Below are 24,596 nucleotides of genomic sequence, written 5' to 3'. Positions count from 1 at the left end.
GACGTTTTGTGGCGTGTACGCCGTCTTTTCAGTCCGATTGTTACGTCATACGTAACGAACAATCCCCTCCATCGCTATTTTTCGCTTCGTTTCCGGCGATTACCATTTGCCTGTCAGAAAAACGCTACAACAAGCGACTGACGTGCCACCGACGCCAGGTGGCACACCAGAACAACGCGCGGCGCCGTGGCGGCGCCGCGCACATAGAAACGGAAACGAACATGAAAACCAAGCTGATCCTCCCCGTCCTCACCGCCATGACCCTGGCCGCCGCCAGCACCGCCGCCTTCGCCGGCGTCCAACAGGCCGACCTCCGCGGCAATGCCGCGCCGGCCCAGGCCGCGGTCGACCAGGTCATCGTCGTCACCGACGCCACCCGCCACGTCAACGTCACCGGCGGCTCGACCGTGCGCTTCGTCGTCGGCGACCGTTCCTTCAGCTGGACCTTCCAGAACGGCAGCGCCCACGTGGTTCCCTTCGACCTGGCGCTGATCGCGCCGCAGGGCCTGCTGAACCACCCCGTCACCGCCTACGTGTCGGACAACCCGCTGTACCAGGGTAACTAAGTACTAAGGCGCGCACGATGCCGCGCGCCGCGCGCTGGTAATATGGCGGACTATGCGCAAGGATCTCGATTACGGACTGCTGCACGCGATGAACGCCTTCGTGCACGTCATGGATGGCGGCAGCTTCACCGCCGCCGCCGAACACCTGGGCATGTCCAAGGCGCAGGTCTCGCGCCTCGTGACCCTGCTGGAAAACCGCCTGCAGACCAAGCTGCTGCACCGTAGCACGCGGCGCATCTCCGCCACCGGCGCCGGCGAGCGCTATGCCGAGCATTGCAAGGCCATCCTCGACATGGTCGCCCAGGCCGAGGGCGAGGTCGGCGGCGCCGCCCACCAGTCGTCCGGCCGCCTGCGGGTGATGAGCATGACGGCCTTCGGCAACCGCTACGTGACGCCGCTGGTCTCCACCTACTGCGCGGCGAATCCGCGCGTGATCCTCGAGTACAGCTCTTCGCAGAGCCCGCCCGACCTGCTGGCCGAGGGCATCGACGTCAGCATCTACCTGGCGCCCTACCTGCCCGATTCCGCCCTGGTGGCGCTGAAGCTGGGCCGCATGTTCTCGGTGCTGTGCGCGGCGCCGGACTACCTCGCGCAGCGCGGCACGCCCCAGCATCCTCAAGACCTGGCCCGGCACACCTGCCTGCGGCTGGTGACCTCCTCGTTCAGCTCCTGCTGGCAGCTCGACCGCGGCGACGAGCACGTGACCCTGGATCCCGAAGGCCCCCTGATCGGCAATACCGCCGAGGTGCTGCTCGACGGCGCGCTGCGCGGGCTGGGCATCGCCCTGCTGCCGGCCTACAGCGCGGTCGACGACCTGCGCAGCGGCCGGCTGGTGCAGGTCCTGCCCGGCTGGCGCTCGCCCGAGATCGCGATCTTCGCGCTGCTGCCTTCCGGCCGCTTCGTGGATGCCAAGACGCGCGCCTGGATCGACCTGCTCAAGCGCGAACTACCGCCGGCCATCGGACGCGACATGGCCTACTTCGGCGACCTGTGACTCCGCCGCCACCTTCTGCAGCGCGGCCGCGGTGTCGGCGCCGATGCCGAGTTCCTTCGCCACGTAGTCGCCGGCGCCCAGTGAGCGCGGATCGCGGCCGGTGACGCTGCCGAAGATGGTCAGCGCCTCCAGGTAGTAGCCGTAGACGCTGGCGTGGTAGTCGTCCGGCGCCCACAGATTGATTCCCGTGTCCATGCCGTCGTAGGGATTCGGGTCCGCCAGCCCGCTGGCGATCGCGCGGTTCCAGGCCTGGCCGACCGGGATCACGCCGCCGATCAGCGGCGACGCCCGGGCCGCCTTGTCGTAGCCGGCGCGCACGTCGAGCGCCATCTGGTACACCGGCTGGCCGTACCAGGCGCCGCCCGGCTTGTAGGTCTGGTCGGCGCGCGACCAGGTCGCGGCCAGGCGCACGTCGACCTTCGGATTCTTGTCGTGGAAGGCCTGGGCCAGCAGGCCGGAATACTTGATGAGCGTGGCCGGATCGCCCGGCCTGGCGGCATCCAGCGTGCTGTAGCTCTGCAGAACGACCTTGTCGAAGGGGCGGGCGATGGTGGCGAGCTTGTGCTCGTAATGCCAGTCGACGCCCTTGCCGGGCGAGGTTTCCAGGCTCACCTCGTAGTCCAGGCCGGCCTGCACGGTGAAGGCCTTGAACAGGGCGGGTACGCCGCCGATGTGGGTGCCGTTCAGGTCGGTGACGCTGTCCGGCCGGTAGCCCTGCACCAGCGGCGCCGCACCCGCCGGCGCGCCGAAGGTGAAGCTGTTGCCGACGAAGAGGATGGTGGTGGCCGGCGCGGCCGCGGCCTGCAGGGATGCGGCGCCCAGGAGGGCGAGGATGGTGCGGGGCAGGACGTGGCGGATGGGCATGTCGTCTCCGGTATCTGGTTATCTTCCGCAGGATTGTACAATCGGACATCCCATCGAAAGGAAAGCCCATGCGTCCAGCCGTCATCCTGCCCGTCCTGCTGCTTCTTTCCGCATCCTCCGCCCGGGCCCAGGCCCCGCTCGACGTCAGGATCGGCAGCGCGTCGCCGCTGTCCGGCACCGGCGCCCACCAGGGCAAGGACATCGAGAACGGCGCGCGCATGGCGATCGACGACCTGAATGCGAAAGCCCCGGTCATCGGCGGCAGGAAGGTCCGCCTCGTGCTGCAGGCCGAGGACGACGGCGCCGATCCGAAGATGGGCACGGCGGCGGCGCAGAAGCTGGTCGACAACGGCGTGGTGGCGGTGGTCGGCCACCTGAATTCGGGCACCACGGTGCCGGCCTCGAAGATCTACAACAACGCCGGCATCCCGCAGATTTCCCCGGCGGCGACCACGCCGTTGTATACCCGGCAAGGCTACAAGACCGCCTTCCGCGTGGTGGCCAGCGACAGCCTGGTGGGCCACACGCTGGCGGCGTATTCGATCAAGACCCTGAAGGCGAAGAAGATCGCGGTGATCGACGACCGCACCGCCTTCGGCCAGGGCCTGGCCGACGAATTCACGAAAGGCGTGAAAGCGGTGGGCGGCGCCCAGCTGGTCAGCCGCCAGTTCACCAACGACAAGGCGACCGACTTCAACGCCATCCTGACCCAGATCCGCGCCCACAAGCCGGACGTGATCTTCTACGGCGGCATGGATGCGGTGGCCGGTCCCATGCTCAAGCAGATGAAGGCGCTCGGCATCGGCGCGACCCTCGTCTCCGGCGACGGGGTGTGCTCGGAAAAGCTGCCGCAGCTGGCCGGCGACGCCCTCGGCAACGGCAGGGTGATCTGCGTGGTGGCCGGCGGCGTCGGCAGCGCAGAAGAAGAAAAGGCCGCCGCCGCCTTCGCCGAACGCTACCGCCAGCGCTACAAGATTCCGCTGCAGACCTATGCGCCCTATGCCTACGACGCCACCATGGTGTTCGCCCAGGCGATGCAGCAGGCGAATTCGACCGACCCGGCGAAGTTCCTGCCGGCGCTGGCGAAGATCAAGTACCACGGCGTCACCGGCGACATCGCCTTCGACCCCAACGGCGACCTGCACAATGCCGCGCTGACGCTCTACACCTACCGCGACGGCAAGCAGGTGAAGCTGCAGGTGGTGCGCTGATCGCTGGGCGGGGGGGCCTGTGCGCTACATGGATCTCAGTTCCTGGCAGGGCGTGTTTACCACGCTGATGAGCCTTGCCATCGTCACCCTGATCGGCGTCGGCATCCGGGTGCTGATGATGCAGACCATCCAGCAGCGCCGCGAGCGCATGAACCGCCAGATCAACGAGCGCCTGCGGACCCTGATCGCGGCCTACCGGACGCTGGGCGGCTCCTTCACCGGCGAACTGACCGTCGATCCGACCCACCTGCGCGAGCTGCGCGCGGCGCCGCCGGCGGCCGATGGCACTGTGCCGTCAGCGGCGGAGGCGGCGCGCGTGAATTCCGAGCGCTCGCGGCGCATCCGCGATGCCGTCGAGGCGGCGCTGGCCGACATCCTGCTGCTCGGCACCGAGGAACACTGCCGGATGGCCGGCCAGGCCGCCAGCGACATGGCGGCCGGACGTCCGATCCACACGGCGGAGCTGGTGGTCTCGCTGCGCGACTTCATCCGTGAGGCGCTGGACCTGGGGCCGATGCCGCGGGATGTCGCGATCCCGCTGCAGGGACCGACCCGCACCCAGGGCAGCGGCGGCGCGCGCGGCAAGGGAGAAGGCGGCGCCGGCGCCGGTAAGGGCGGCGGTGGCGGTGGAGGAGAAGGCGGCGGCGGCATGGGAATGGGCATGGGACTCGGTCTCGGCCACGCCTCCGGCGACCACGACCACGACCACAACAGCTAGCGCGTCACGTTCCTGTCACGATGCCGGTCTAGAGTAGGCGGCAACCATCTTTCGGGGGCCGTATGCCAGGGGAATGCAGATCGTGAGGGATACCGGCTTCGACGCGCCCATGGCCGGCAAGAAGATCCTGCTGCTCAGCGTTCCCGCCGGCGCCGGGCACACGCGGGTGGCCGAGGCCATCCAGGCCTGGGCCGCGGTCGCCGGCGTGCAGGCCGACGTCGGCCACCTGGATGCCACCGCCTTCGCCACGCGGCGCCTGCGCCGGGTCTACACCGACCTCTACCTGTTCCTGGTGAAGCGCATGCCGGGGTTGTGGAGCGCCATCTACCGCTGGACCAACCGCGAGCGCGCGGACGGCTGGATCGACCGCCTGCGCCGCCGCATCGAAGCGCGCGACAGCCGCCCCCTGGTCGAGGAAGTCGCCAGGCGCGACCCGGACATCGTCGTCTGCACCCACTTCCTGCCGGCCGAGATCCTGGCGCGCGAAGCCGGCAGCGGCCGCCTGCGCTGCCGGGTGTGGGTACACGTCACGGACTTCGACCTGCACCGCATGTGGGTCCATCCCCACGTCGCCGGCTACTTTGCCGCCAGCGAGGAAGTGGCTTTCCAGCTGCGCCGCCATGGCGTGTCCGGACAGGCGATCCACGTCACCGGGATCCCCGTCATGCCGGGCTTCGCGGCGCGTCCCGGCCGCATCGAATGCGCGCATGCGCTCGGCCTCGACCCCTGGGTGAGTACGGTGCTGCTGATGGGCGGCGGGGCAGGTCTCGGCGATTTGAGCGGCGTGGCCCGGCGCCTGCTGGAGGCGGACAGCGGCCTGCAGATGATCGTCCTGGCGGGGAGGAATGCGGCGCAGCTGGCCGCGCTTCGGCGACTGGCGGCCGACTTTCCCGGCCGGCTGGCGCCGCAGGGCCATACCGACAAGGTCGAGCGCCTGATGGCCTGCGCCGACCTGGTCATCACCAAGCCGGGCGGCTCGACCACGGCCGAGTGCCTGGCGATGGGCCTGCCCATGATCGTCAATTCCGCGATTCCGGGGCAGGAGGAATGCAATGCCAACTTCCTGCTCGAGCAGGGCGCTGCGCTGAAGGCCGCCGACCTGCCGGCCCTGGAATACCGCGTCCGTGCGCTGCTGGCCTGTCCATCGCGGCTGAGGGCGATGCGCGTCCGCGCCAGGGATCTGGGGCGCCCGCGCGCCGCCATGCAGGTGCTGGCGGTGGTCCTGCAGCAAGCCGAAAGCCACGATGCACACTCTTGAGTTCACACTGGCCGGCGTGCTGGTCGCCGCCTATTTCTTTGCGCGCGTCGAAGTCGAGATCGAAGGAGACGGCGGCTGGGCCGCCAACCTGCCCACCTGGCGGATCGAGAACCATCGCCTGCTCGACCTGTTCTGGGGCGGCCGTCCGATGACGGGCTACCACGCCTGGATGTTTTCCTTCATCGGCATCATCTTCCATTTCCCGCTGTGCTTCATGGGCGAGTGGTCGCTGCGACTGGAGGGTCGGGTGCTGGCCTGCATCATGCTGTTCTGGGTGGCCGAGGATTTCCTCTGGTTCGTCGTCAATCCCGCCTTCGGCTGGCGCCGTTTCCGGCGCGAGTACGTGCCCTGGCACAAGCACTGGTTGTGGGGCGCGCCGGTCGACTACTGGGTCTTCGGGGCCGCCTGTATTCTGCTGTTCAGGGTTACCTGCTGAGCGGGATGGTGGCCGAGGCCGAGGGCGTGCCGCACCCGCAGGCACAGCTCGGCCGAGGTGCGCGAGATCAGCTCGTGCGGGATGTCGAATTTTTCCGTCAGCCGTCCGTAGTCTTCGAAACCGTAGGAGACCATGAAGGGATGCATGCCGGAGCCGATCGCGGCCGCGAAATCCTTGTGCTCGTCCCCGCACACATAGGCGCGCGCCGGGTTGATGCCGAACTGCTCGCGGATCGCGCGGAACTGGCTGGTCTTCTTCTCGCTGAGCGGGATGTGGACGAAGAAATCGAGCTCGCTGATGTCGATGTCGTAGCGTGCGAACAGTTGGCGCAGCGTCTCCAGCGGCTCGTTGGTGATGTTGCGCGTGACCATGCCGACGGCGATGTCGGGCGCCGCGATCAGGGTCCGGACCAGTTCGGGAATGCCCTCGTAGAGCCGGGCTTCCTGCCGGTAGACCTCGGTGAGGCTGTCGACCAGCCGCGCGCGGCTGCCCTTGCGCAGATTGTTCTTGATGATCGAAGGGAACTCCTTCAAGCCCCCCAGGTATTTCAGCAGGTGGCGGCGCTTGCGGAAACTGGTCTCGTCGCCGATCGCCAGTCCGTGCCGCGCGAACGCCGCTTCGATGGCGGAAAACGCATCGATGGTCGTGCCGTCCGCGTCGAGGATCAACAGCCGTTTGTCGCTTTTGTACATGAGTGCCTGGCGCCCGGTTTTCCTTGCTGGAGTTCACTCATCATACAAGCGCGATCGTTACCGGTGTATGACGCCGCCACCTGCTTATCGCTTCTTAATCGGTGACGGTATGCCACATGTCCTTCACCTTGTCGCCGGCCTTGTCGCCCGGCTTCTTGTCCTTGACGAAGGTGTACAGCGGCTTGCCGTGATAGGCGAGCTGCTTGCTGCCGTCTTCGCGCGTGACGGTGGAGTAGGGCGGGGACAGCGTGGCGTCGCCCGCCATCACCGGCATCCAGTTTTGCGCGCAGGCGCCGCTGCAGGCGCTCTTGCCACTGCCGGCGGCGTCCTTGTCGAAGGTATAGACGGTCATGCCCTTCGAATCGACCAGCATGCCGTTGACCTTCTTGACGGGCAGGTCGGCCGCGTGTGCGGACAGGGAGAATACGGCAAGCAGGATTGCAGAACCAAGGCTGACTGATTTCATGTTCATGGAAGTCTCCTGTGAATGCTTCAGACCGCGGATAGGTTGTGAACTGCCGGGCCATTGTAGTCCTGCGCGGAAGCCTGCCGGCGCACTTTGTGTATTAGCGTACGGACAATGGCATCCTTGCAAGGCACCATGGATCCGTACTCATTGCATAACTTCGTAAAGGAGCACGATCATGGGCAAATATTTCCTGGCGTGGATTCTGGGCGTGCCGGCCATCGTTCTTGTACTGATCTATCTGTTTTTCCACTGATCAGCGTAAAAAACGCCAACCCGTCGAGGTTGGCGTTTTCATATCTACCCGCGTGCAGCGCTTTCGCATCCTTCCTTTGCGTTGACAGGCCTCATGGGCGGAAGTCTTGGGCAAAACTCGGCACTGTGCCGACGGCTCAAAGTACTAGCTGACTTCTTAACTTGGGGAAAAAATGCGACTCCTACATGGAACAGGTGGACCGGGAAGGTCTTCGCTCTGGCTGCTGCCTTGCCTGCTCGCCGGCCTGGCGACCGCGCATGGCGCCGGGCCTGCCGGGCCGCAGACCGCGGTAACGCCGACGCGCTATCGCGTGATCAACCTGGGCAGCGGGGACCTCAGCGAACTGCCGGTCATCAACAGCAAGGGCCAGGTGTCGTTCTCGATGCAGTCGGGCGCCGGCTCGCGCGGCTACTTCTACGACGGCACCGTGACGACCGATATCGGCACACTGGGCGGTCCGGGCACCAATGCCGTCGACCTGAACGACGCGGGACAGGTGACCGGCCATTCCTCGCTTCCTTCCGGCCTCGAGCATGCCTTCGTGTGGCGCAGCGGCAGCGGCATGGTCGATCTCGGCGTCGTGCCCGGGGCCTCGGCGTCGGCGGGGGCGGCGATCAACAACCGCGGCGTGGTGGCAGGCACCTCCTGGGGCAGCCTGACGCCGCCGCATGCCTTCCGCTGGAGCGCCGCCAGCGGCATCGAAGACCTGGGCGCGTTCACGGCCGGCATCGCCAGCTTTTCCAGCGCGAGCTTGATTAACGATGCAGACCTGATCGCGGGCAATTCCGATACGGCCGCCATGAACCGCGCGGGATTCGTGTGGACGCGGGCAAGCGGCCTGATCGATATCTCCGGCCCCGGCGGCGGCGATGCCTACCCCTACGCGCTCGGTCCCAAGGACCAGGTCGCGGGCGCTTTCTCCGGGCCCGCCAACGGCTACCTTTACCACGCCTTCGTGTGGACCCGCGCCGGCGGCATGCTCGACCTCGGCACGGCCGGGGGCACGGAATCCTTCGTGCTTGCGATGAACCCCCAGATGCAGGCCGCCGGCGTGATCGATTTCGGCACCGACAGGCAGCACGCGATGGCATGGACGCGCACCGGCGGCATGCGCGATCTCGGTACGTTCGGCGGTCTGCAATCGCGCGCCATCGACATCAACGGCAAGGGGCAGATCGTTGGTTCAGCCGACAATGCGAGCGGCGATTCGCGCGCCTTCCTGTGGTCCGCGCGCCAGGGCATGATCGACCTGAACACGCGCCTGCGCGATGCGCCCGCCGGGCTCGCGCTGGATGATGCGTTGGCGATCAACGACAAGGGCGCCATCGTGGCGACGTCGAACGCCGGCCTGGTGCTGTTGGAGCCGGACGATGGCGGTACGGGGACTTACGCCCTCGGCCCGATCGCGGCGGCGGACATGGTGAAGGTGGGGGCGCCGCTGGCCGTATCGCTCAGCTTCGGCGATGCGGGCGGGCGCGCGGCGCGCGGCATTACCTGGTCATGGGGGGACGGCAGCGCCGGCGCCGGCAGTGCCACCGCCAGCCACAGCTACGCTGCGCCGGGCATCTATCCGGTGCGGGCCACGGTCGTCGACGCTGCCGGACGCAGCGCCACGGTCGGCCGCAAGGTGGTCGTCTACGACCCGTCCGGCGGCGTGGTGGTGGGCAGCGGCAGCGTCGTTTCGCCGCCGGGCGCGATCGGGCGGGCGCCGGGCCGTTCCGCCAGGGCGTCTTTCCGCTTTTTGTCCGGCGCCGGGGCCCGGCTGCATTTCGATCTTCCCGGATTGAGCTTCCGCAGCGCCAGCCTGAAGCCCGTGGCCTTGAAGGGGGCGGATGGACAGTTCGAGGGCAGCGGCACGATCAATGGCGCGGGCGATTACAGGTTCAGCCTGAGTACGACGGCCGGCAAAGGCGGACGGTTCGGCCTGAAGGTCTGGCATGCCGATCCCGTGACGCACAAGGAGGTGGTCGATTACGACAGCCAGGGCGCGCGCCCCGGTCTTGCCGGCGGCGCGCTGGTGGCGGGGAGGATACTGCGGGAGTAGCGAGCGTCGGCGGCGTGCTTAATTCTTGCGCACGAATTCCGACTTCAGGCTCATCGCGCCAAAACCGTCGATCTTGCAATCGATGTCGTGGTCGCCCTCGACCAGGCGGATGCTCTTGACCTTGGTGCCCTGCTTGATGACGCCGCCACCGCCCTTGAGCTTGAGGTCCTTGATGACGGTGACGGAGTCTCCATCCTGCAATACATTGCCTGCCGCGTCGCGCCATACGCGCGCCGCTTCTTCCGGGGCGGCATCGGCAGCGATCGGCCATTCATGCGCGCATTCGGGGCAGACGTAGTTGCCGGAGCCGTCTTCGTAGGTGAGCTCGGAGCTGCAGGCGGGGCAGGGAGGTAAGGTCGTCATGGGCAGTATCGGTGTTGGCAAGATGGGAAGAAGACGCTAACGGGAGCTGGTGTCTTCTTAAAATTTCGGTGATCTGGGGCGGAATCAAATCAGCGACACGAGGATTTTTCATTTCAGCGTCAAGTGTCGACCTCAGTCGCATCCAGTTCCTATCAGATCATACCAAACCCGGCTCTATGATGAGCGTTGCTCTGGCGCATCTGCATGTAAATGAATTACCTTAACTCAAAGAAGGTGGATTAATATACAACTATTTCTTTGGGGCTTATATGGCGGAACTTCTTCAATATTCGAACAATGCCGAAAAAGTATTTGTGTTCGACCAAGTCTATCCTCTGAGTGCTGCCACCGAGCAGGCAAATCAGAAAAAGTTGAATGCTTTTGGACTGCTGGCGAAGTTGAACCCTTTCAAGCGTCCCAAGGAAGAAACTGTTCTCCTTTCGAAGCACGTATTGCGTTATGAGCCCTTCTGGCATGTGATGACGACGCGCTCGGTCGATTATTCACGCGAGCTTACCTATCCTGTAGAGATCGGTAACGCGTATGCGAACAAGGTGCTCATCAACGGGAAGGAATATTCGGTCGCGGAACAGGGAAACAAACGATCGATCAATCTGCAGGCAGTCGAGTACTCCCATAGGAAAATCAATTACGAAGACTATCTTGACGGGCTATCGCGCGACCTTAAGAAGAGCGTTTTGTCGAATTACATCAACAAATACAAGGTGCAGGAACATACGGTACTAGAATTGTCCGAAGCGATTGTCCCTCAATTGCGCTTGCCGATGTTGGTACAAAAGATCCGCCAGACGCTGGACGCAGAGGTAATCCATGCCCATGAGTTTCAGGAAGACATCGTAACGATTGAAAAAATTTTCCTGTATTACCGCCCGGTGTTTGCGTTCGAATTTACCTGGACGACCGAGGACAAGGTGGGCGTGATTGAAGTTGACGGCCTGACGGGTGAAGTGATCGAGAACGGTCAGTGGTTCAAGGAAAAGCTTCAGGCGATCACCACGCGTGAAATGCTTTTCGAAATGGGATCGGAGTTGGCCAGTGCATTGGTCCCCGGCGGTGGGACGGCCGTCAAAGTGTTCGAAAAGATCACCGCCAGCTGAGGATGAACTCAAAAAAGACGAGATCTGAGCCTCCCGGCCGAACAGGTTTGTCCAAATCTCGTCTTGCTTCCACGATAGGACAACCGTCGCGTCGCGGAAGCCGTTCAGGAAACCGGCCGAAACAGACGGTCTGCCACGGCCCCGCTGCCTGCTCGACAGGCGTTGGACAGTTGGTTTGACTGGATGATGGACAGGCTGACTTCATCGCCGTAAGGACCCGTGATCACGGGCCCTTGGATCATACGCCAAATTGGTAATGCAACTTCACACTTAGCGCTCTGGAATGAATGTACCAGTCTGGGAACTCAACCAGCGCGCCGCGAATGCTTCTGGTGGCTGTGGGCGGCCAAACCAGAAGCCTTGGGCTTCGTTACAGCCGAGCGCGCACAGGGCATCGGCCTGGGCGCGCTGCTCGACGCCTTCGGCAACTACCTGCAGGCCCAAGGTACGGGCCATGCCGATGATCATGGTGACGATGGCGTAGTCCTGCCGATCGACAAGCATGTCTCGCACGAACGAGATGTCGATTTTGAGCTTATCCGCCGGGAGGCGCTTCAGATAGGCCAGCGATGAGTAGCCGGTGCCAAAGTCGTCGATCGAGATCGACAGGCCGGCACGTTTGAGCTGGTCCATCATGGACGTCGCATGTTCCACGTTGGTCATCAAGCCGCTTTCAGTCAGTTCTAGCCCGATGCATTCCGGCATCACACCAGCCCCGTCCAGCGCGTGGCGAACGTCTTCGATTAGATTGGTGTCCTCAAGCTGCTGGACGCTCAGGTTCACCCAGAGCCGCCCGGGGAAGCGGATTCCCATCTCCCTCCACGCCTTCAGTTGCGCGCACGCGCTACGCAGCACCCACTTTCCGAGGGCGCCGATCATTCCGCGCGCCTCGGCAATCGGGATGAAGGTTGCCGGGCTAACCCAGCCACGCAGTGGATCGTGCCAACGCAGCAGCACTTCGGCGCCGACCAGTTCGCCTGTCGCAATATTGACCTGTGGCTGATAGTGCAACTGCAGGGCATTCGCCTCCATCGCCTTGCCGAGGTCCCGGGCGAGGTCCATGCGTTCCGCCAGGCCCTCGCTCATCTGCGGCGCGTACGACATGTGGCCGCCGCCGCTCGCCTTCGCACGATACATGGCGATGTCGGAGTGCTTCAGCAGGTCCTCCATCGTCGTGCCATCGGCCGGATAGGTCGCGATACCGATCGACACGCTGACTGAAAACGTACCGCTGCACGACACGATCGGTTCGGCCAGCGTCCGTTCCAGTCGCTCTGCAAGGATCACCCCGGTCTGCGCCGATTTTCCCTCCACCAGGACGACGAACTCATCGCCGGCAAGCCGGGCAAGCATCTCATCTTCGCGAAGTATGCTACGGAACCGGCGCGCCACCTCGACCAGCACTTCGTCGCCGGCGACATGGCCGTTGATGTCATTGATTTCCTTGAAACGGTTCAAGTCGATGAAAAGCACAGCCAGCCCGATGTGGTGGCGCCCCGCCGCGGCGAGCGCTTCCGCGAACCGCTGCGCGAGAAGTGTCCTGTTCGGTAGACCGGTCAGGGTGTCGTAGAGCGCGAGGGTACGGATCTTCGCGTCGCTTTTCTTGCGCTCGCTGATGTCGGTACTGATCGTGAAGATCGCCTTCGGATTGCCGTTCGCGTCGCGCACCAGCGTCCAACGTTCCTCGACCGCGATTTCCGAGCCGTCCCGGCACCGCTGCGTCAGTTCGCCGTACCATTCCCCGTCATCCTGAACGGCGGCGAATGCCTCATTCAGCGCAGTCCCCGGCCCATACAGGATGCCGAGGATTTGCTGGCCCAGCAATTCGTCGGCACGCCACCCGTACAGCCGCTCGGCGCCCTTGTTCCAGTACAGTACGGCGCCGTCCAGGCTGCGCACGATGATTGCGTCGCGTGCCTTGTCGAGCAGCGAGGCCTGGTCGCGGTGACGCTCCGCATGTTCGTGCGCCAGCTCGCGCAGGCGGTATTCCTCGGTAATGTCCTCCACAAGCCCCAGCAAGCCATGGTCGCCATCTTCGATCTCGACATGAGCAAGCGCGACCCTCAGGCGCTTGCCGGCAACCCCGAACTCGATGCCGTGACGGGCAGCGCCTCCGTCAAGAATGGCGCGTGCGCCGTCCCGCAAGCCATCCTCCGGCAGCACTTCCCTGATATCGCGATCGATCAGGGCGGACTCGCTTTCATCCCCGCAAATGCCGCAGAAAACACTGTTCGCACTCCGGATCCGCAAGTTCGCGTCGAGTACAACCAGACCTACCGGCAGCGTGGCGATGATCGTTTCCGCATACCGCTTCAGGCTGACCAGCGCATTGCGATCAGTAAGGTCGGTCAGCGCACCGGCGCAACGCAAGGCCCGGCCATCTGGACTGCGCTGGGTGTGTCCGAGCGCGCGGAACCAGCGGAATTGCCCATTCCGGCAGCGTAGCCGGTAGGTGACATCGTAGGGTGTGTTGCCGGTAAGATCCTCGATGTGCGCCCGAAATGCTTGCAGCGTCGGCCCACGATCATCCGGATGGAGCAGATCGGACCATGAACGCAGGACGTTGGGGAAGTCGGTTTCGTCGTGAAAGCCGAGGAGACGCCGGAACTGATCGGACCACCAGAATGGGTTGTCGGCGGCAGTAACATCTGCGTTGGTAACTTCCATGTCCCACAGGCCGTCCGACGTTCCCTGCCGAATGAGGTCAAACCTTGCCTGTAGCCTCTGATGCTGCGCACGCAGCCTTGCAAGAGCGTATCGTATTCCAGTGCTGCGGGGGCGGCGCCTCGACGTGCGCTTGCGAAATGATCCGAACCTCATCTTTGTTCCCGTGGTTTGTTTAAAGCAGAAGGCCGTGAATACAAGCGGTGTCGCCACAGAACTGTTGCGCATCAGCGACTTCGCCAGCGGGTCCGGGAATCGCTGTGAGCTTTGCACGCGAAGCTCGGACTGCGCCAGCGTGCCTGTTGGGGAAATCTTAACCGACCAGGGACAAACCCGTCGACGTGGAGAACTAAATGAGACTGCAGGGCGTACCGTAAGGAAATGGTCGAAGCGCTTAGGATGAGTGGCCTGCGTCGGATGCCCTGCAAGTCAAATTGTTCGCCGACTATCATTGGGAAACTGAAACTGGCGGACAGCGAGGCACTAACCAGGAGCACGCTTTTGGTGGTCCCAAAAGGGCTAGCCCGGAAAGGGACCGGACACGACGGCTGCGAATCCCAGAAACGACAACGCCCACTTGCATGAGTGGGCGTTGCGCGAACGATGTTCTTGGTGGCCCGGGGCGGAATCGAACCACCGACACAAGGATTTTCAATCCTCTGCTCTACCAACTGAGCTACCAGGCCAAGAGAGGCATGATTATAGCCAGTGACTTCCAAGGTCGCAAGTCCTGAGCGGCAATTTTTTCACGAGCCCGCGGAAGCGCCCCGCGGCAGGCGGGCGAAGCCGTCCCAGGGCAAAGCGATATAATGCCTGCATGACTACTCAGACCTCTTCCTCCGCACATTATCGTGCCGACGGCCGCCGCCAGAGCGACGTCTGCATCGTGGGTAACGGCGCGATCGCCAAGACCGCCGCCCTGGGCTTTTCCCAGGCCGGGCACAGCGTCACCTTGCTGGTGCCGCCTGCGCGTCCGGGCGCGGAAGAGGCGGCCGGGTCGGCGCCGGGTGGCGAGAAGCCCTGGGATGTGCGCGTCTACGCGCTCAACCATACGGCGCAGAAGCTGCTGTCTTCGCTGAAGGTCTGGGGCGCCCTCGACATGACGCGCGTGGCCCCGGTCGACGCCATGGACATCAAGGGCGACGGCGAGCAGGGCGGCCACCTGGGCTTCGACGCCTTCGGCGCCCATACCGGCACCCTGGCCTGGATCGTCGAGGACAGCAACCTGAACACCGCGCTGGACGCCGCCCTGCGCTTCGCCCAGAACGTCGACATCGTCACCGGCCGTGCCTGCCGGCTGAGCTGCAGCCCGCTCGGGGCCAAGGTCGAACTCGAAGAGGGCGCACCGATCGAAGCCCAGCTGCTGCTGGGCGCCGACGGCCGCGAATCCTGGGTGCGCGGCCAGTGCGACATCGGTATCGATTACCGCTCCTACCACCAGCACGCCATCGTCGCCAATTTTTCCTGCGAAAAACCGCACCACAACGTCGCCCACCAGTGGTTTACTTGCAGGGACGGCATCATCGCCCTGCTGCCGCTGCCGGGAGACAAGGTCTCGCTGGTGTGGTCGGCGCCGGAAACCCTGGCCGATACCATCATGAACGAGTCGCTCGGCGAGCTGGCGATCCGCCTCGGCGAATACTCGGAAACGCAGCTCGGCCTGCTCAAGCCACTGCAGCCGGAATCGGTCAAGGCGATCCCGCTGGCGCTGGTGCGCCCGCACGCGATCACGGCGCCGCACGTGGCCCTGATCGGCGACGCCGCCCACGCCGTGCATCCGCTGGCCGGCCATGGCATGAACCTCGGTTTCGGCGACATCGTCGACCTGCTGCGCATCGTGAATGCGCGCGAAACCCACCACGGCATCGGCGACGAACGCGTGCTGGCGCGCTATGCACGTGCACGCAAGGAAGACGTCCTCCTCATGCAGCTGGCAACCGATGGGCTCGAACGTTTGTTCGGCGCCAATCTCGAGCCGGTGCGCGTGGTGCGCAATTTGGGATTAAACTTGCTGGATAAGTTGCCCTTCGTAAAGCGCAGGCTGATCTCCCACGCACTTGGCAAGTAAGCGGGCGGCTAGCCCCAACAATCTTTAAGGAATAGTTTTCATGGGTAAGACCAAACTCGCCGTCCTGCTGGCGGCCGGCCTCGTCACATCCTGCGTCGGCGCGCAGAACTCGGTCGAGGCGACCATCAAGAAGAATATCGAGCCGCGCCTGGGCGGGGCAAAAATCGAATCGATCAAGGAAACGCCCTACGGCGGCCTGTACGAGCTGCGCGTCGCCGGCGACATCCTGTACACCGACAAGAAGGGCGAATACCTGATCATCGGCCACGTCTACGATGCCAAGACCACGCGCGACCTGACCCGCGAGCGCATCGACGACATCAACAAGATCAAGTTCTCCGACCTGCCGTTCAACGACGCGATCAAGCAGGTCCATGGCGACGGCAAGCGCGTGATCGCCGTGTTCGAAGACCCGAACTGCGGCTACTGCAAGCGCCTGCGCCAGACCACGCTGAAGGACCTGAACAACGTCACCATCTACACCTTCATGTACAACATCCTGTCCGACGACTCCTTCGTGAAGTCGAAGAACATCTGGTGCGCGCCGGACCGCGGCAAGGCCTGGGATGACTGGATGATCGGCGGCAAGGCGGCCCCGGCGGCCCCGGCCAGCTGCGAGACCCCGAACGACAAGATCCTGGCGCTGGGCCAGAAGCTGAAGATCCAGGGCACACCGGCGATCTTCTTCACCGACGGCTCGCGCATTCCGGGTGCGGTCGACCTGCCGACGCTCGAGAAGAAACTGGAATCGATCAAGCAGTAAGATTTGCGTGGGCACGGCGCCCACCTACGCCATCAACGATATGTGCGTGGCACGGGGTGCCCACCCCACGACGTCAACAACATGTAGGGTGGGCACTCCGTGCCCACGAACACAATAAAGAGCAGCAAACCCCGTCCAAAACCTAGGGAGTAGAACTTGGTCACTCTGAACATCAACGGGCGCGACCAGCAAGTCGACGCCGATCCCTCCACGCCCATCCTCTGGGCGCTGCGCGACAACCTCAACATGACCGGCACCAAGTTCGGCTGCGGCGCGGCCCTGTGCGGCGCCTGCACCGTACACCTGAACGGCGAGGCGATCCGCTCCTGCGTCACGCCGATCTCGGCGGCCGCCGGCCAGAAGATCACCACCATCGAGGCGATGGAGTCGGACAAGGTCGGCAAGGCGGTGCAGGACGCCTGGGTCAGGCACGACGTGCCGCAGTGCGGCTACTGCCAGAGCGGCCAGGTGATGAGCGCCACCGCGCTGCTGCGCGTGAACAAGGCGCCGAGCGATGCCGACATCGACAACGCCATGAGCGGCAATATCTGCCGCTGCGGCACCTATCAACGGATCCGCGCGGCCATCAAGGATGCCGCTAAAACCATCGCCACCGCGTAAGGAGCCGACATGCGACCACAATGGTTCAACAACGCGGGCCTGCCGGGCACCGCGCAGGGCAGCGCATTCGCTACGAGCTCGCGCCGCGGCTTCCTGAAGGCCGGCGCGGCGGCGACCGGCGGACTGGTGCTGGGCTTCGTGCTGCCGTCCGGCGGACGGCTGGCGCGCGCAGCCGATGCGAAACCCGTCGTCTATGCGCCGAACGCCTTCCTGCGCGTGGCGCCGGACAATACCGTGACCGTGATCGTCAACCGCCTCGAATTCGGCCAGGGCGTGCACACCTCGCTGCCGATGGTGATCGCCGACGAACTCGATGCCGACTGGGCGCAGGTGCGCGCCGAGCTGGCGCCGGCCGCCGACGTGTACAAGGACCCGGCGTTCGGCATGCAGATCACCGGCGGCTCGGGCACCATCGCCCACTCCTTCACCCAGTACCGCGAAGTCGGCGCCCGCGCCCGCGCGATGCTGGTGGCGGCCGCCGCCGAACAGTGGAAAGTCCAGCCGGCCCAGTGCCGCACCGCCAAGGGCGTCGTGTACGGCCCGGCGGGGCAGAAGGCGAGCTACGGCTCCCTGGCCGACGCCGCGATGAAGCAGCCGGTGCCGGACACCGTCACCCTCAAGCAAGCGAAGCAGTTCCGCTACATCGGCAAGCCGGTGAAGCGCCTCGACGCGCGCGCCAAATCCAGTGGCCGCCAGCAGTTCGGCCTCGACTTCAAGCCGGAAGGCGGCAAGCTGGCCGTCGCGGTGGTCGCGCATCCGCCGGTCTTCGGCGCGAAGGTGGCGAAGTTCGATGCCTCGAAAGCCAGGGCGATCCGCGGCGTGCTCGAAGTGGTGGAGATTCCGGTGGACCGCGGCGGACGCGGCGTCGCCGTGATCGCCGAGGGCTACTGGCCGGCCAAGCAGGGCCGCGACGCCCTCGGGATCGAATGGGATACCGGCGCCGTCGGCAAGCTCGATTCCGCCGCCCAGCTGGCCGAGTTCACCGAGCTGTCCAAGACCCAGGGCGCGGTTGCCCGCAAGGCCGATACCGCGGCCGCCAGCGCCGCCAGGACCATCTCGGCGGTGTACGAATTCCCCTATCTGGCGCACGCGCCGATGGAACCGATCAACTGCACGGTCGACCTGAAGGATGACAGCTGCACCCTGTGGGTCGGCTCGCAATTCCAGACCGGCGACCAGGCCGCGGCAGCGAAAACCGCCGGCCTGAAGCCCGAGCAGGTGACCCTGCACACGATGATGGCGGGCGGCGGCTTCGGCCGGCGCGCGGTGCCGACCTCGGACTTCGTGGTCGAAGCGGTCAATATCGCCAAGGCCTACAAGGCGGCCGGCCGCAGCGGTCCGGTGAAGATGATCTGGAGCCGCGAGGACGACATCCGCGGCGGCTACTACCGTCCGTCGCACGTGCACCGCGCCGACCTCAAGCTGGACGCCCAGGGCAGGATCGTCGCCTGGGACCACGTCATCGTCGGCCAGTCGATCGCCGCCGGCACGCCGTTCGAGAACTTCATGATCAAGAATGGCGTGGACAGCACCATGGTCGAAGGCATCGGCGAACCCTATGACGTGCCGATGAACCTGTCGGCCCACATCGCCAAGGCCAACGTGCCGGTGCTGTGGTGGCGTTCGGTGGGCTCGACCCACACCGCCTTCGTGATGGAGACCCTGATCGACGAGGCCGCGCATGCCGCCGGCGTCGACCCGGTCGCCTACCGCAAGAAGCTGATCGACAAGAAGCACGTTCGCCACCATGCGGCGCTGGACCTGGCGGTGGCCAAGTCCGGCTACGGCAGGAAGACCCTGCCGAAAGGCCATGCCTGGGGCGTGGCGGTGCACGAGTCCTTCAACACCGTGGTCGCCTACGTGGTCGAAGCATCGATGAGCAAGGACGGCACGCCGAAGCTGCACAAGGCGGTCGCCGGCGTGCACTGCAACCTGGCGGTGAATCCGCTGTCGATCGCGGCCCAGGTCGAGGGCGCCGCCCTGATGGCGCTGGGCACCACGCTGCCGGGCGCCCGCATCACGCTGAAGGATGGCGTGGTCGAGCAGCAGAACTTCGGCGACTACACGGTGGCGCGCATGAACGACATGCCGCAAGTCGAGGTGCACATCGTGCCGTCCGAGGATCCGCCGACCGGCCTGGGCGAGCCGGGCCTGCCGCCGCTGGCGCCGGCCTTCGCCAACGCCCTGTTCAAGCTGACCGGCAAGCGGCTGCGCAAGCTGCCGTTCGACCTCGCCTCAAGCTGAGCCTGTCATGAGCACGCTCCCTGTCCTTGGCATCCTGCTGGCCGCGGGCAGGGGGCGCCGCTTCGATCCGCTGGGGCAGCGTAACAAGCTGCTCCAGGTCCTGCCCGGCCCCGGCGGCGAGCCGGTGGTCGCCGCCAGCGCGCGCAAGCTGCTGGCCGCCGTCTCCGGCGTGATTGCCGTGGTGCCGCCCGACGATGGCGGCGTGGGCGCGCTCCTGTCCTCCATCGGCTGCGAGGTCACCGTCTGTCCCGAGGCGGATACCGGCATGGGCGCCTCGCTGGTGCACGCGATCCGTGCTTCCCTGCCGAGAGAACCCGCAGCATGGCTGGTGGCGCTGGGCGACATGCCGCATGTGGCGCCGGCCACGCTGCGCCTGCTGTCCGAGGCGCTGGCCGCCGGGGCGCCGATCGCCGCCCCCGTGCTGGATGGCCGGCGCGGCAATCCGGTCGGCTTCGGCCGCGTCCACCTTGACGCGCTGCTGGCGCTGCGCGGCGACCAGGGCGCGCGCCGCCTGCTGCAATCCTTCCCCGTCACCGGGATCGCGGTCGCGGATCGCGGCATCTTCCGCGATATTGACACTCCCGCCGACATCTAGATACTGTACGGTTTGAACCACCTCCGGCCGAAGAATCCGATTAAACTACGGCGGATAAGAGAGAGATTGTTCAATACCATGAAAAAAACAAGTCAGAAGAAGCCGGCCGGTGTGCAGTACACCATCGTGCCGAAGGACCTCGCGGGCCACCTGTTCAACGTCACCGTCACCGTCGCCGTGCCAGACCCGCAAGGGCAGGTGTTCGTGCTCCCGGCCTGGATCCCGGGCAGCTACATGATCCGCGAATTCGCGCGCAATATCGTGCGCATCCGCGCCGACGCCGCCGGCCAGCCGGTCGACCTGGTCAAGCTCGACAAGCACAGCTGGCGCGCGGCGCCGGTGGCCGGCCCGCTGACCCTGCACTACGAAGTCTATGCCTGGGACCTGTCGGTGCGCGCCGCCCACCTCGACCAGACCCACGGCTTCTTCAACGGCACCAGCGTGTTCCTGCGCGTGCAGGGCCAGGAAGCGGCGCCGCACCAGGTCGACATCCAGCGCCCAAGCGACCCGGCCGCCGCCGACTGGCGCGTGGCGACCTCGCTGCCCGAACTGGGCGCCAGGCGCTACGGCTTCGGCACCTATATCGCCGCCGACTACGACGACCTGATCGACCATCCGGTGGAGATGGGCGATTTCGCGCTCGCCTCCTTCAAGGCCCATGGCATCCCGCACGACATCGTCGTCACCGGCCGCGTGCCCAACCTGGACATGGAGCGCCTGCAGCAGGACCTGAAAGCCATCTGCGAAACCCAGATCGCCTTCTTCGAGCCGAAGACCAAAAAAGCGCCGATGGACCGCTACGTCTTCCTGACCATGGCGGTCGGCGACGGCTACGGCGGCCTGGAACACCGCGCCTCGACGGCCCTGATCTGTTCGCGCGCCGACCTGCCGACCACCGCCGCGCCGAAGACCGCCGAGCGCAGCGAAGGCTACGTGACCTTCCTCGGCCTGTGCAGCCACGAGTACTTCCACACCTGGAACGTCAAGCGCATCAAGCCGGCCGTGTTCGCGCCCTACGACCTGCAGGTCGAGAACTACACGCCGCTGCTGTGGCTGTTCGAAGGCTTCACCAGCTACTACGACGACCTGATGCTGGTCCGCAGCGGCATCATCAGCGAGGCGACGTATTTCAAGCTGCTCGGCAAGACCGTCAGCAACGTCTGGCGCGGCAGCGGCCGCACCAAGCAGAGCATCGCGGAATCCAGCTTCGACGCCTGGACCAAGTACTACCGCCAGGACGAGAATGCGCCGAACGCCATCATCAGCTACTACACCAAGGGCTCGCTGGTCGGCCTGGCCTTCGACCTGAGCATCCGCGCCAAGACCGGCGGTGCGAAATCGCTGGACGACCTGATGCGCGCGCTGTGGGAACGCTATGGCCGCGACTTCTACGCCGGCGCATCCGGTAGCGGCCGCGGGGTCACGGACAAGGAGGTGGAAGCGCTGTTCGACGAAGTCAGCGGCCTGCGCCTGAAATCGATCTTCGACCGCCATGTGCGCGGCACCGAGGACATCCCGCTGACCAAGCTGTATGCGCCCTTCGGCATCAAGGTGACGGATGAGCGCAAGAGCAGCAAGCCTTCCCTGAACATCGGCGTCGGCCGCGACCCGCTGGGTGTCAAGCTGAGCCAGGTGCACGAAGGCGGCGCGGCCCACCAGGCCGGGCTGTCGGCGGGCGACATCCTGATCGCCGTCGACGGCCTGCGCGTGAACGGCAACCCGTCGAACCTGGACCCGCTGCTGTCCCGCTACCGCGTCGGCGACACCGTCACCGTGCACGCCTTCCGCCGCGACGAGCTGATGCGCTTCGACGTGGCGCTGCAGGGCTGCGTGGCGCCGGTCATCACCATCGGGGTGGTGCCGGGTACGCGCCGGGCGGCGGCGATCGCGCGGCCCAGCGCCAGCTGAGCGGCTTGCCCTTGCCGGCGGCCGGCCCGCATCGCATCCTGATCGTCGGCCTGCCGCCGGCCCAGATGCTCGACATCACCGGCCCGCTGGATGTGTTCACGGCTGCGAATGAGCTGAGCATGGCGGCGGGCCGCCCGGCGCCCTACGAGGTCGGCCTGGCCGGCCCAGGCGCCGGCATGCTCGCCACCACTTCCGGCATCGCCTTGCAGGCGCAAGCCAGCATCTTCGATGCGGCGCTGGCCGCAGGCACCGTGCTCGTCGCCGGCGGCCGCGGCGCCCGCGTGGCCGCCGAGGATGCGCGCCTGGTCGCGGCGCTGGCGGGGCTGTGCGAGCGCGCGCAGCGGGTCGCTTCCATCTGCACCGGCGCATTTCCGCTGGCGGCGACCGGCGTGCTGGACGGCCGCCGGGCGACGACGCACTGGGCGCATTTCGACGAGTTTTCCGCGCGCTTCCCGGCGGTGCACATCGACCGCGACGCCCTGTTCGTCGGCGCCGGCAAATTCCATACCTCGGCCGGCATCACGGCCGGCATCGATTTTTCCCTGTCGCTCGTCGAGCACGACCTGGGCAGCGAGCTGGCACGCGCGGTGGCGCGCGAGCTGGTGGTCTTCATGAAGCGTCCGGGCGGGCAATCGCAGTTCAGCACCCGCCTGATGCACGCCGCGACCGGCGACCAGCGCGAACGCTTCGACGCGCTGGCGCACTGGATGGCCGAGCACGTGGGCGAGGACCTGTCGATCGAGGCCCTGGCCGCGCGCCTTGCCATGAGCCCGCGGAATTTCGTGCGCCGCTTCACGGCCGCCATGCGGGTCACGCCCGGCAAATACGTGCAGCTGCTGCGCATCGACGAGGCGCGGCGCCTGCTGACGGACGGCGACCTGTCCATCGCGCAGGTGGCGGCGCGCTGCGGCTTTCATTCGGCCGAGGCCATGCGGATCGGCTTCCAGCGCCAGCTGCATACCTCGCCCAGCGAATTCCGGGAGCGTTTCCGCAGTGCCGGCAGTTTGGCAGAAATCTTGGGGTGAATGTCATTGCTGCCAAATATGCCTTCCCTTACGCTGTCGTTTGATTGCATAAGGGAAGGAAGCAATGAACTGGAGCTTGAAGGGATGGATGGCGCATGCGGCCCTGTTGCTGGCCGGCCTGTCATCGCCGTTTGCCGATGCAGGGGCGACCAAAGACTTGCCGTCTACGGGTTATGCTTCCCAGGCGGACGCCCTGGTACAGGATTACGTGCGCAACGAGCTGTTCAGCGGCACCGTACTGGTCGCCAGGAACGGCAAGCCGCTGTTTCGCAAGGGCTTCGGCGCCGCCAACCGCGAATGGGGAATTGCGAATACGCCGGACACCCGGTTCCGGATCGGATCGGTGAGCAAGCAATTCACGGCCGCCGCGATCATGCGGCTCGTGGATGAGCGCAAGCTGCTGCTCGACGATGCGGTCGGCAAGCATGTCCGCGACCTGCCGCCGGCCTGGCAGAAGGTGAGCATACGGCAGTTGCTCCAGCATACCTCCGGCATACCCCGCTACACGATGCTCGACGGCTTCGACGACAGGATCAGCCGCATCAGGCACACGCCACGCCAGCTCATCGACCTGGTGAAAGACCTGCCGCTCGAATTCGAGCCGGGAACGAAGTTCGAGTACGACAATACCGGCTACGTCCTGCTGGGTTGCGTCATCGAGGCGGTCAGCGGCATGCCTTACCGGGATTATCTTGAACAGAAGCTGCTGGGACCGCTGGGCTTGAGGCATTCCGGCTATGACGACGGCCGCGGGATACTCGAGAAGACCGCGCAGCCCTATGCCGATGGCGTCGACGGCGTGGTCCGGGCCGGACCGGCCGACATCAGCAATGCCTACGCCGCCGGCGCCATGGTCAGCACGGTCGACGACCTGCTGGCCTGGCAGCAGATGCTGGTGAAGGGCAAGGTCCTCGGCCCGGACAGTACTGCCGCCGTGTTCACCGATGGCGGGCACCATTACGGCCTGGGCTGGTTCATCGAGAACCGGCTCTCGCGCAAGGTCTATCAGCACGGCGGCTCCTGGAACGGCTACGAATCCGTGCTCGCGTATTACCCTCTTGAACAGCTGACCGTGATCGTGCTGGGCAATCATGGCGAGCAGGCGACGGTCGGACGGATCGCCGACGAGCTCGCGCGGCTGGCGCTGGGGCTGCCGCCGGCGCATCGCGAGGCCAGGGTCGATCCCGCCGTCTTTTCCCGCCTCGTCGGGCGCTACCGGCTGGCGCCGGACATGATGTTCAGCGTGACCAGCAAGGACGGGCAGCTGTTCGCCCAGCTGTCCGGACAAAGGCAGCTGCAAATCTACCCGGAAGCGGCGAACCGCTATTTTTTCAAGGCCGTCGATGCGCAACTGGTGTTCGACGAGCGTGACCCGGAGCGGGCCGGCTTTCTGGTCCTGCACCAGAACCGCGAGCGGATCACGGCCCCGCGGATCGATTGAGAGCCTCTACAAATTCAGGAGAACACGATGCTTCAAATGCGTCCCAACTGCGAATGCTGCGACAAGGACCTGCCACCGGAATCGGCCGAGGCAAGGATCTGTTCCTTCGAGTGCACCTTCTGTACGGATTGCGCTACGAAGGTCTTGAAAAACACCTGCCCGAACTGTGGCGGCGAGATGGTCGCCCGTCCCGGAAGAGCCCTGGAAAAGCTCGCGAACAATCCCGCATCGACCGAGCGGATCGTGAAGCAGGGCGGTTGCCCTCAGGCGGCATAGCGCCG

22 protein-coding genes and 1 tRNA gene are annotated in these 24,596 nt (G+C 65.4%); 17 read left to right on the top strand and 6 right to left on the bottom strand.

Features of this window, described 5'->3' with window-relative positions:
• Positions 1-221: 221 nt before the first annotated feature.
• Positions 222-566: a CzcE family metal-binding protein gene (locus AC1DOQ_RS03990; RefSeq protein WP_477360495.1), complete on the top strand. Its 345-nt coding sequence runs from the start codon at positions 222-224 to the stop codon at positions 564-566.
• Positions 567-618: 52 nt separating this feature from the next.
• Complete coding sequence (locus AC1DOQ_RS03985; protein ID WP_477360493.1) at positions 619-1,560, top strand: LysR family transcriptional regulator; 942 nt, start codon at positions 619-621, stop codon at positions 1,558-1,560.
• Here the strand turns inward: AC1DOQ_RS03985 and AC1DOQ_RS03980 are convergent.
• On the bottom strand, positions 1,513-2,424 hold the full coding sequence (locus AC1DOQ_RS03980; protein WP_477360491.1) for a PEP-CTERM sorting domain-containing protein: 912 nt from the start codon (positions 2,422-2,424) through the stop codon (positions 1,513-1,515). The genes AC1DOQ_RS03985 and AC1DOQ_RS03980 overlap by 48 nt on opposite strands.
• 68 nt (positions 2,425-2,492) lie before the next feature.
• Between AC1DOQ_RS03980 and AC1DOQ_RS03975 the strand changes: the two genes are divergently transcribed.
• From AC1DOQ_RS03975 to AC1DOQ_RS03960, 4 genes are all read left to right on the top strand, one after another.
• Complete coding sequence (locus tag AC1DOQ_RS03975) at positions 2,493-3,635, top strand: branched-chain amino acid ABC transporter substrate-binding protein (RefSeq protein ID WP_477360489.1); 1,143 nt, start codon at positions 2,493-2,495, stop codon at positions 3,633-3,635.
• A 28-nt stretch (positions 3,636-3,663) separates the two neighbouring features.
• Entirely contained in the window at positions 3,664-4,353 is a 690-nt protein-coding gene (locus AC1DOQ_RS03970; RefSeq protein WP_477360487.1) for a hypothetical protein, read from the top strand.
• A gap of 109 nt (positions 4,354-4,462) precedes the next feature.
• Positions 4,463-5,611 carry an MGDG synthase family glycosyltransferase gene (locus AC1DOQ_RS03965; RefSeq protein WP_477360968.1) on the top strand — a complete coding sequence of 383 codons (1,149 nt, stop codon included), beginning with the start codon at positions 4,463-4,465 and terminating at the stop codon, positions 5,609-5,611.
• Positions 5,598-6,047, top strand: coding sequence for a hypothetical protein (locus tag AC1DOQ_RS03960; RefSeq protein ID WP_477360485.1), 450 nt, complete (start codon positions 5,598-5,600; stop codon positions 6,045-6,047). The genes AC1DOQ_RS03965 and AC1DOQ_RS03960 overlap by 14 nt, the downstream gene beginning before the upstream one ends.
• Here the strand turns inward: AC1DOQ_RS03960 and AC1DOQ_RS03955 are convergent.
• On the bottom strand, positions 5,996-6,739 hold the full coding sequence (locus tag AC1DOQ_RS03955; RefSeq protein WP_477360483.1) for an HAD family hydrolase: 744 nt from the start codon (positions 6,737-6,739) through the stop codon (positions 5,996-5,998). The two genes, AC1DOQ_RS03960 and AC1DOQ_RS03955, sit on opposite strands and share 52 nt — an antisense overlap.
• Positions 6,740-6,833: 94 nt before the next feature.
• Positions 6,834-7,205, bottom strand: a complete 372-nt coding sequence (locus AC1DOQ_RS03950; RefSeq protein ID WP_477360966.1) for a COG4315 family predicted lipoprotein — start codon at positions 7,203-7,205, stop codon at positions 6,834-6,836.
• A 428-nt stretch (positions 7,206-7,633) separates the two neighbouring features.
• Here AC1DOQ_RS03950 and AC1DOQ_RS03945 point away from each other — a divergent pair, with 428 nt between their 5' ends.
• Positions 7,634-9,505, top strand: a complete 1,872-nt coding sequence (locus tag AC1DOQ_RS03945; protein ID WP_477360481.1) for a PKD domain-containing protein — start codon at positions 7,634-7,636, stop codon at positions 9,503-9,505.
• An 18-nt stretch (positions 9,506-9,523) separates the two neighbouring features.
• Here the strand turns inward: AC1DOQ_RS03945 and AC1DOQ_RS03940 are convergent, their stop codons facing one another.
• The gene (locus AC1DOQ_RS03940) at positions 9,524-9,868 is read right to left on the bottom strand and encodes a zinc ribbon domain-containing protein YjdM (protein WP_477360479.1); all 345 of its coding nucleotides are present in this window, start codon (positions 9,866-9,868) and stop codon (positions 9,524-9,526) included.
• A gap of 269 nt (positions 9,869-10,137) precedes the next feature.
• Between AC1DOQ_RS03940 and AC1DOQ_RS03935 the strand changes: the two genes are divergently transcribed.
• Positions 10,138-10,986, top strand: a complete 849-nt coding sequence (locus tag AC1DOQ_RS03935) for a hypothetical protein (protein ID WP_477360477.1) — start codon at positions 10,138-10,140, stop codon at positions 10,984-10,986.
• A gap of 270 nt (positions 10,987-11,256) precedes the next feature.
• On the opposite strand, the gene AC1DOQ_RS03930 is transcribed toward AC1DOQ_RS03935, so the two are convergent.
• Together AC1DOQ_RS03930 and AC1DOQ_RS03925 are read right to left on the bottom strand one after the other, a co-directional pair.
• Positions 11,257-13,653 carry a bifunctional diguanylate cyclase/phosphodiesterase gene (locus AC1DOQ_RS03930; RefSeq protein WP_477360475.1) on the bottom strand — a complete coding sequence of 799 codons (2,397 nt, stop codon included), beginning with the start codon at positions 13,651-13,653 and terminating at the stop codon, positions 11,257-11,259.
• A gap of 607 nt (positions 13,654-14,260) precedes the next feature.
• A tRNA-Phe gene (locus tag AC1DOQ_RS03925) sits at positions 14,261-14,336 on the bottom strand.
• 131 nt (positions 14,337-14,467) lie between these two features.
• On the opposite strand from AC1DOQ_RS03925, the gene AC1DOQ_RS03920 reads away from it, so the two are divergent.
• From AC1DOQ_RS03920 to AC1DOQ_RS03880, 9 genes are all read left to right on the top strand, one after another.
• Positions 14,468-15,718, top strand: a complete 1,251-nt coding sequence (locus AC1DOQ_RS03920) for an FAD-dependent monooxygenase (RefSeq protein WP_477360473.1) — start codon at positions 14,468-14,470, stop codon at positions 15,716-15,718.
• 40 nt (positions 15,719-15,758) lie between these two features.
• Positions 15,759-16,481 (top strand): DsbC family protein, encoded by a 723-nt coding sequence (locus tag AC1DOQ_RS03915; RefSeq protein ID WP_477360471.1) that lies wholly within the window; start codon positions 15,759-15,761, stop codon positions 16,479-16,481.
• A 156-nt stretch (positions 16,482-16,637) separates the two neighbouring features.
• Positions 16,638-17,102 (top strand): (2Fe-2S)-binding protein, encoded by a 465-nt coding sequence (locus AC1DOQ_RS03910; RefSeq protein ID WP_477360469.1) that lies wholly within the window; start codon positions 16,638-16,640, stop codon positions 17,100-17,102.
• Between the two features lie 9 nt (positions 17,103-17,111).
• On the top strand, positions 17,112-19,346 hold the full coding sequence (locus AC1DOQ_RS03905; protein ID WP_477360467.1) for a xanthine dehydrogenase family protein molybdopterin-binding subunit: 2,235 nt from the start codon (positions 17,112-17,114) through the stop codon (positions 19,344-19,346).
• A gap of 7 nt (positions 19,347-19,353) precedes the next feature.
• Positions 19,354-19,941, top strand: a complete 588-nt coding sequence (locus AC1DOQ_RS03900) for a nucleotidyltransferase family protein (RefSeq protein WP_477360465.1) — start codon at positions 19,354-19,356, stop codon at positions 19,939-19,941.
• Between the two features lie 78 nt (positions 19,942-20,019).
• Positions 20,020-21,849 carry a M61 family metallopeptidase gene (locus AC1DOQ_RS03895; protein ID WP_477360463.1) on the top strand — a complete coding sequence of 610 codons (1,830 nt, stop codon included), beginning with the start codon at positions 20,020-20,022 and terminating at the stop codon, positions 21,847-21,849.
• 11 nt (positions 21,850-21,860) lie between these two features.
• Positions 21,861-22,874 (top strand): GlxA family transcriptional regulator, encoded by a 1,014-nt coding sequence (locus AC1DOQ_RS03890; protein WP_477360964.1) that lies wholly within the window; start codon positions 21,861-21,863, stop codon positions 22,872-22,874.
• Positions 22,875-22,938: 64 nt separating this feature from the next.
• A complete protein-coding gene (locus AC1DOQ_RS03885; RefSeq protein WP_477360461.1) occupies positions 22,939-24,315 on the top strand; it encodes a serine hydrolase domain-containing protein in 1,377 nt (458 codons plus the stop codon).
• Between the two features lie 27 nt (positions 24,316-24,342).
• The gene (locus AC1DOQ_RS03880) at positions 24,343-24,591 is read left to right on the top strand and encodes a DUF1272 domain-containing protein (RefSeq protein WP_477360460.1); all 249 of its coding nucleotides are present in this window, start codon (positions 24,343-24,345) and stop codon (positions 24,589-24,591) included.
• Positions 24,592-24,596 lie beyond the last annotated feature (5 nt).

This window comes from Massilia sp. 01N417 (genome assembly GCF_056399645.1).
The sequence above is the reverse complement of the archived record's forward strand: the minus strand, read 5'-3'. Positions and strand labels throughout refer to the sequence as shown.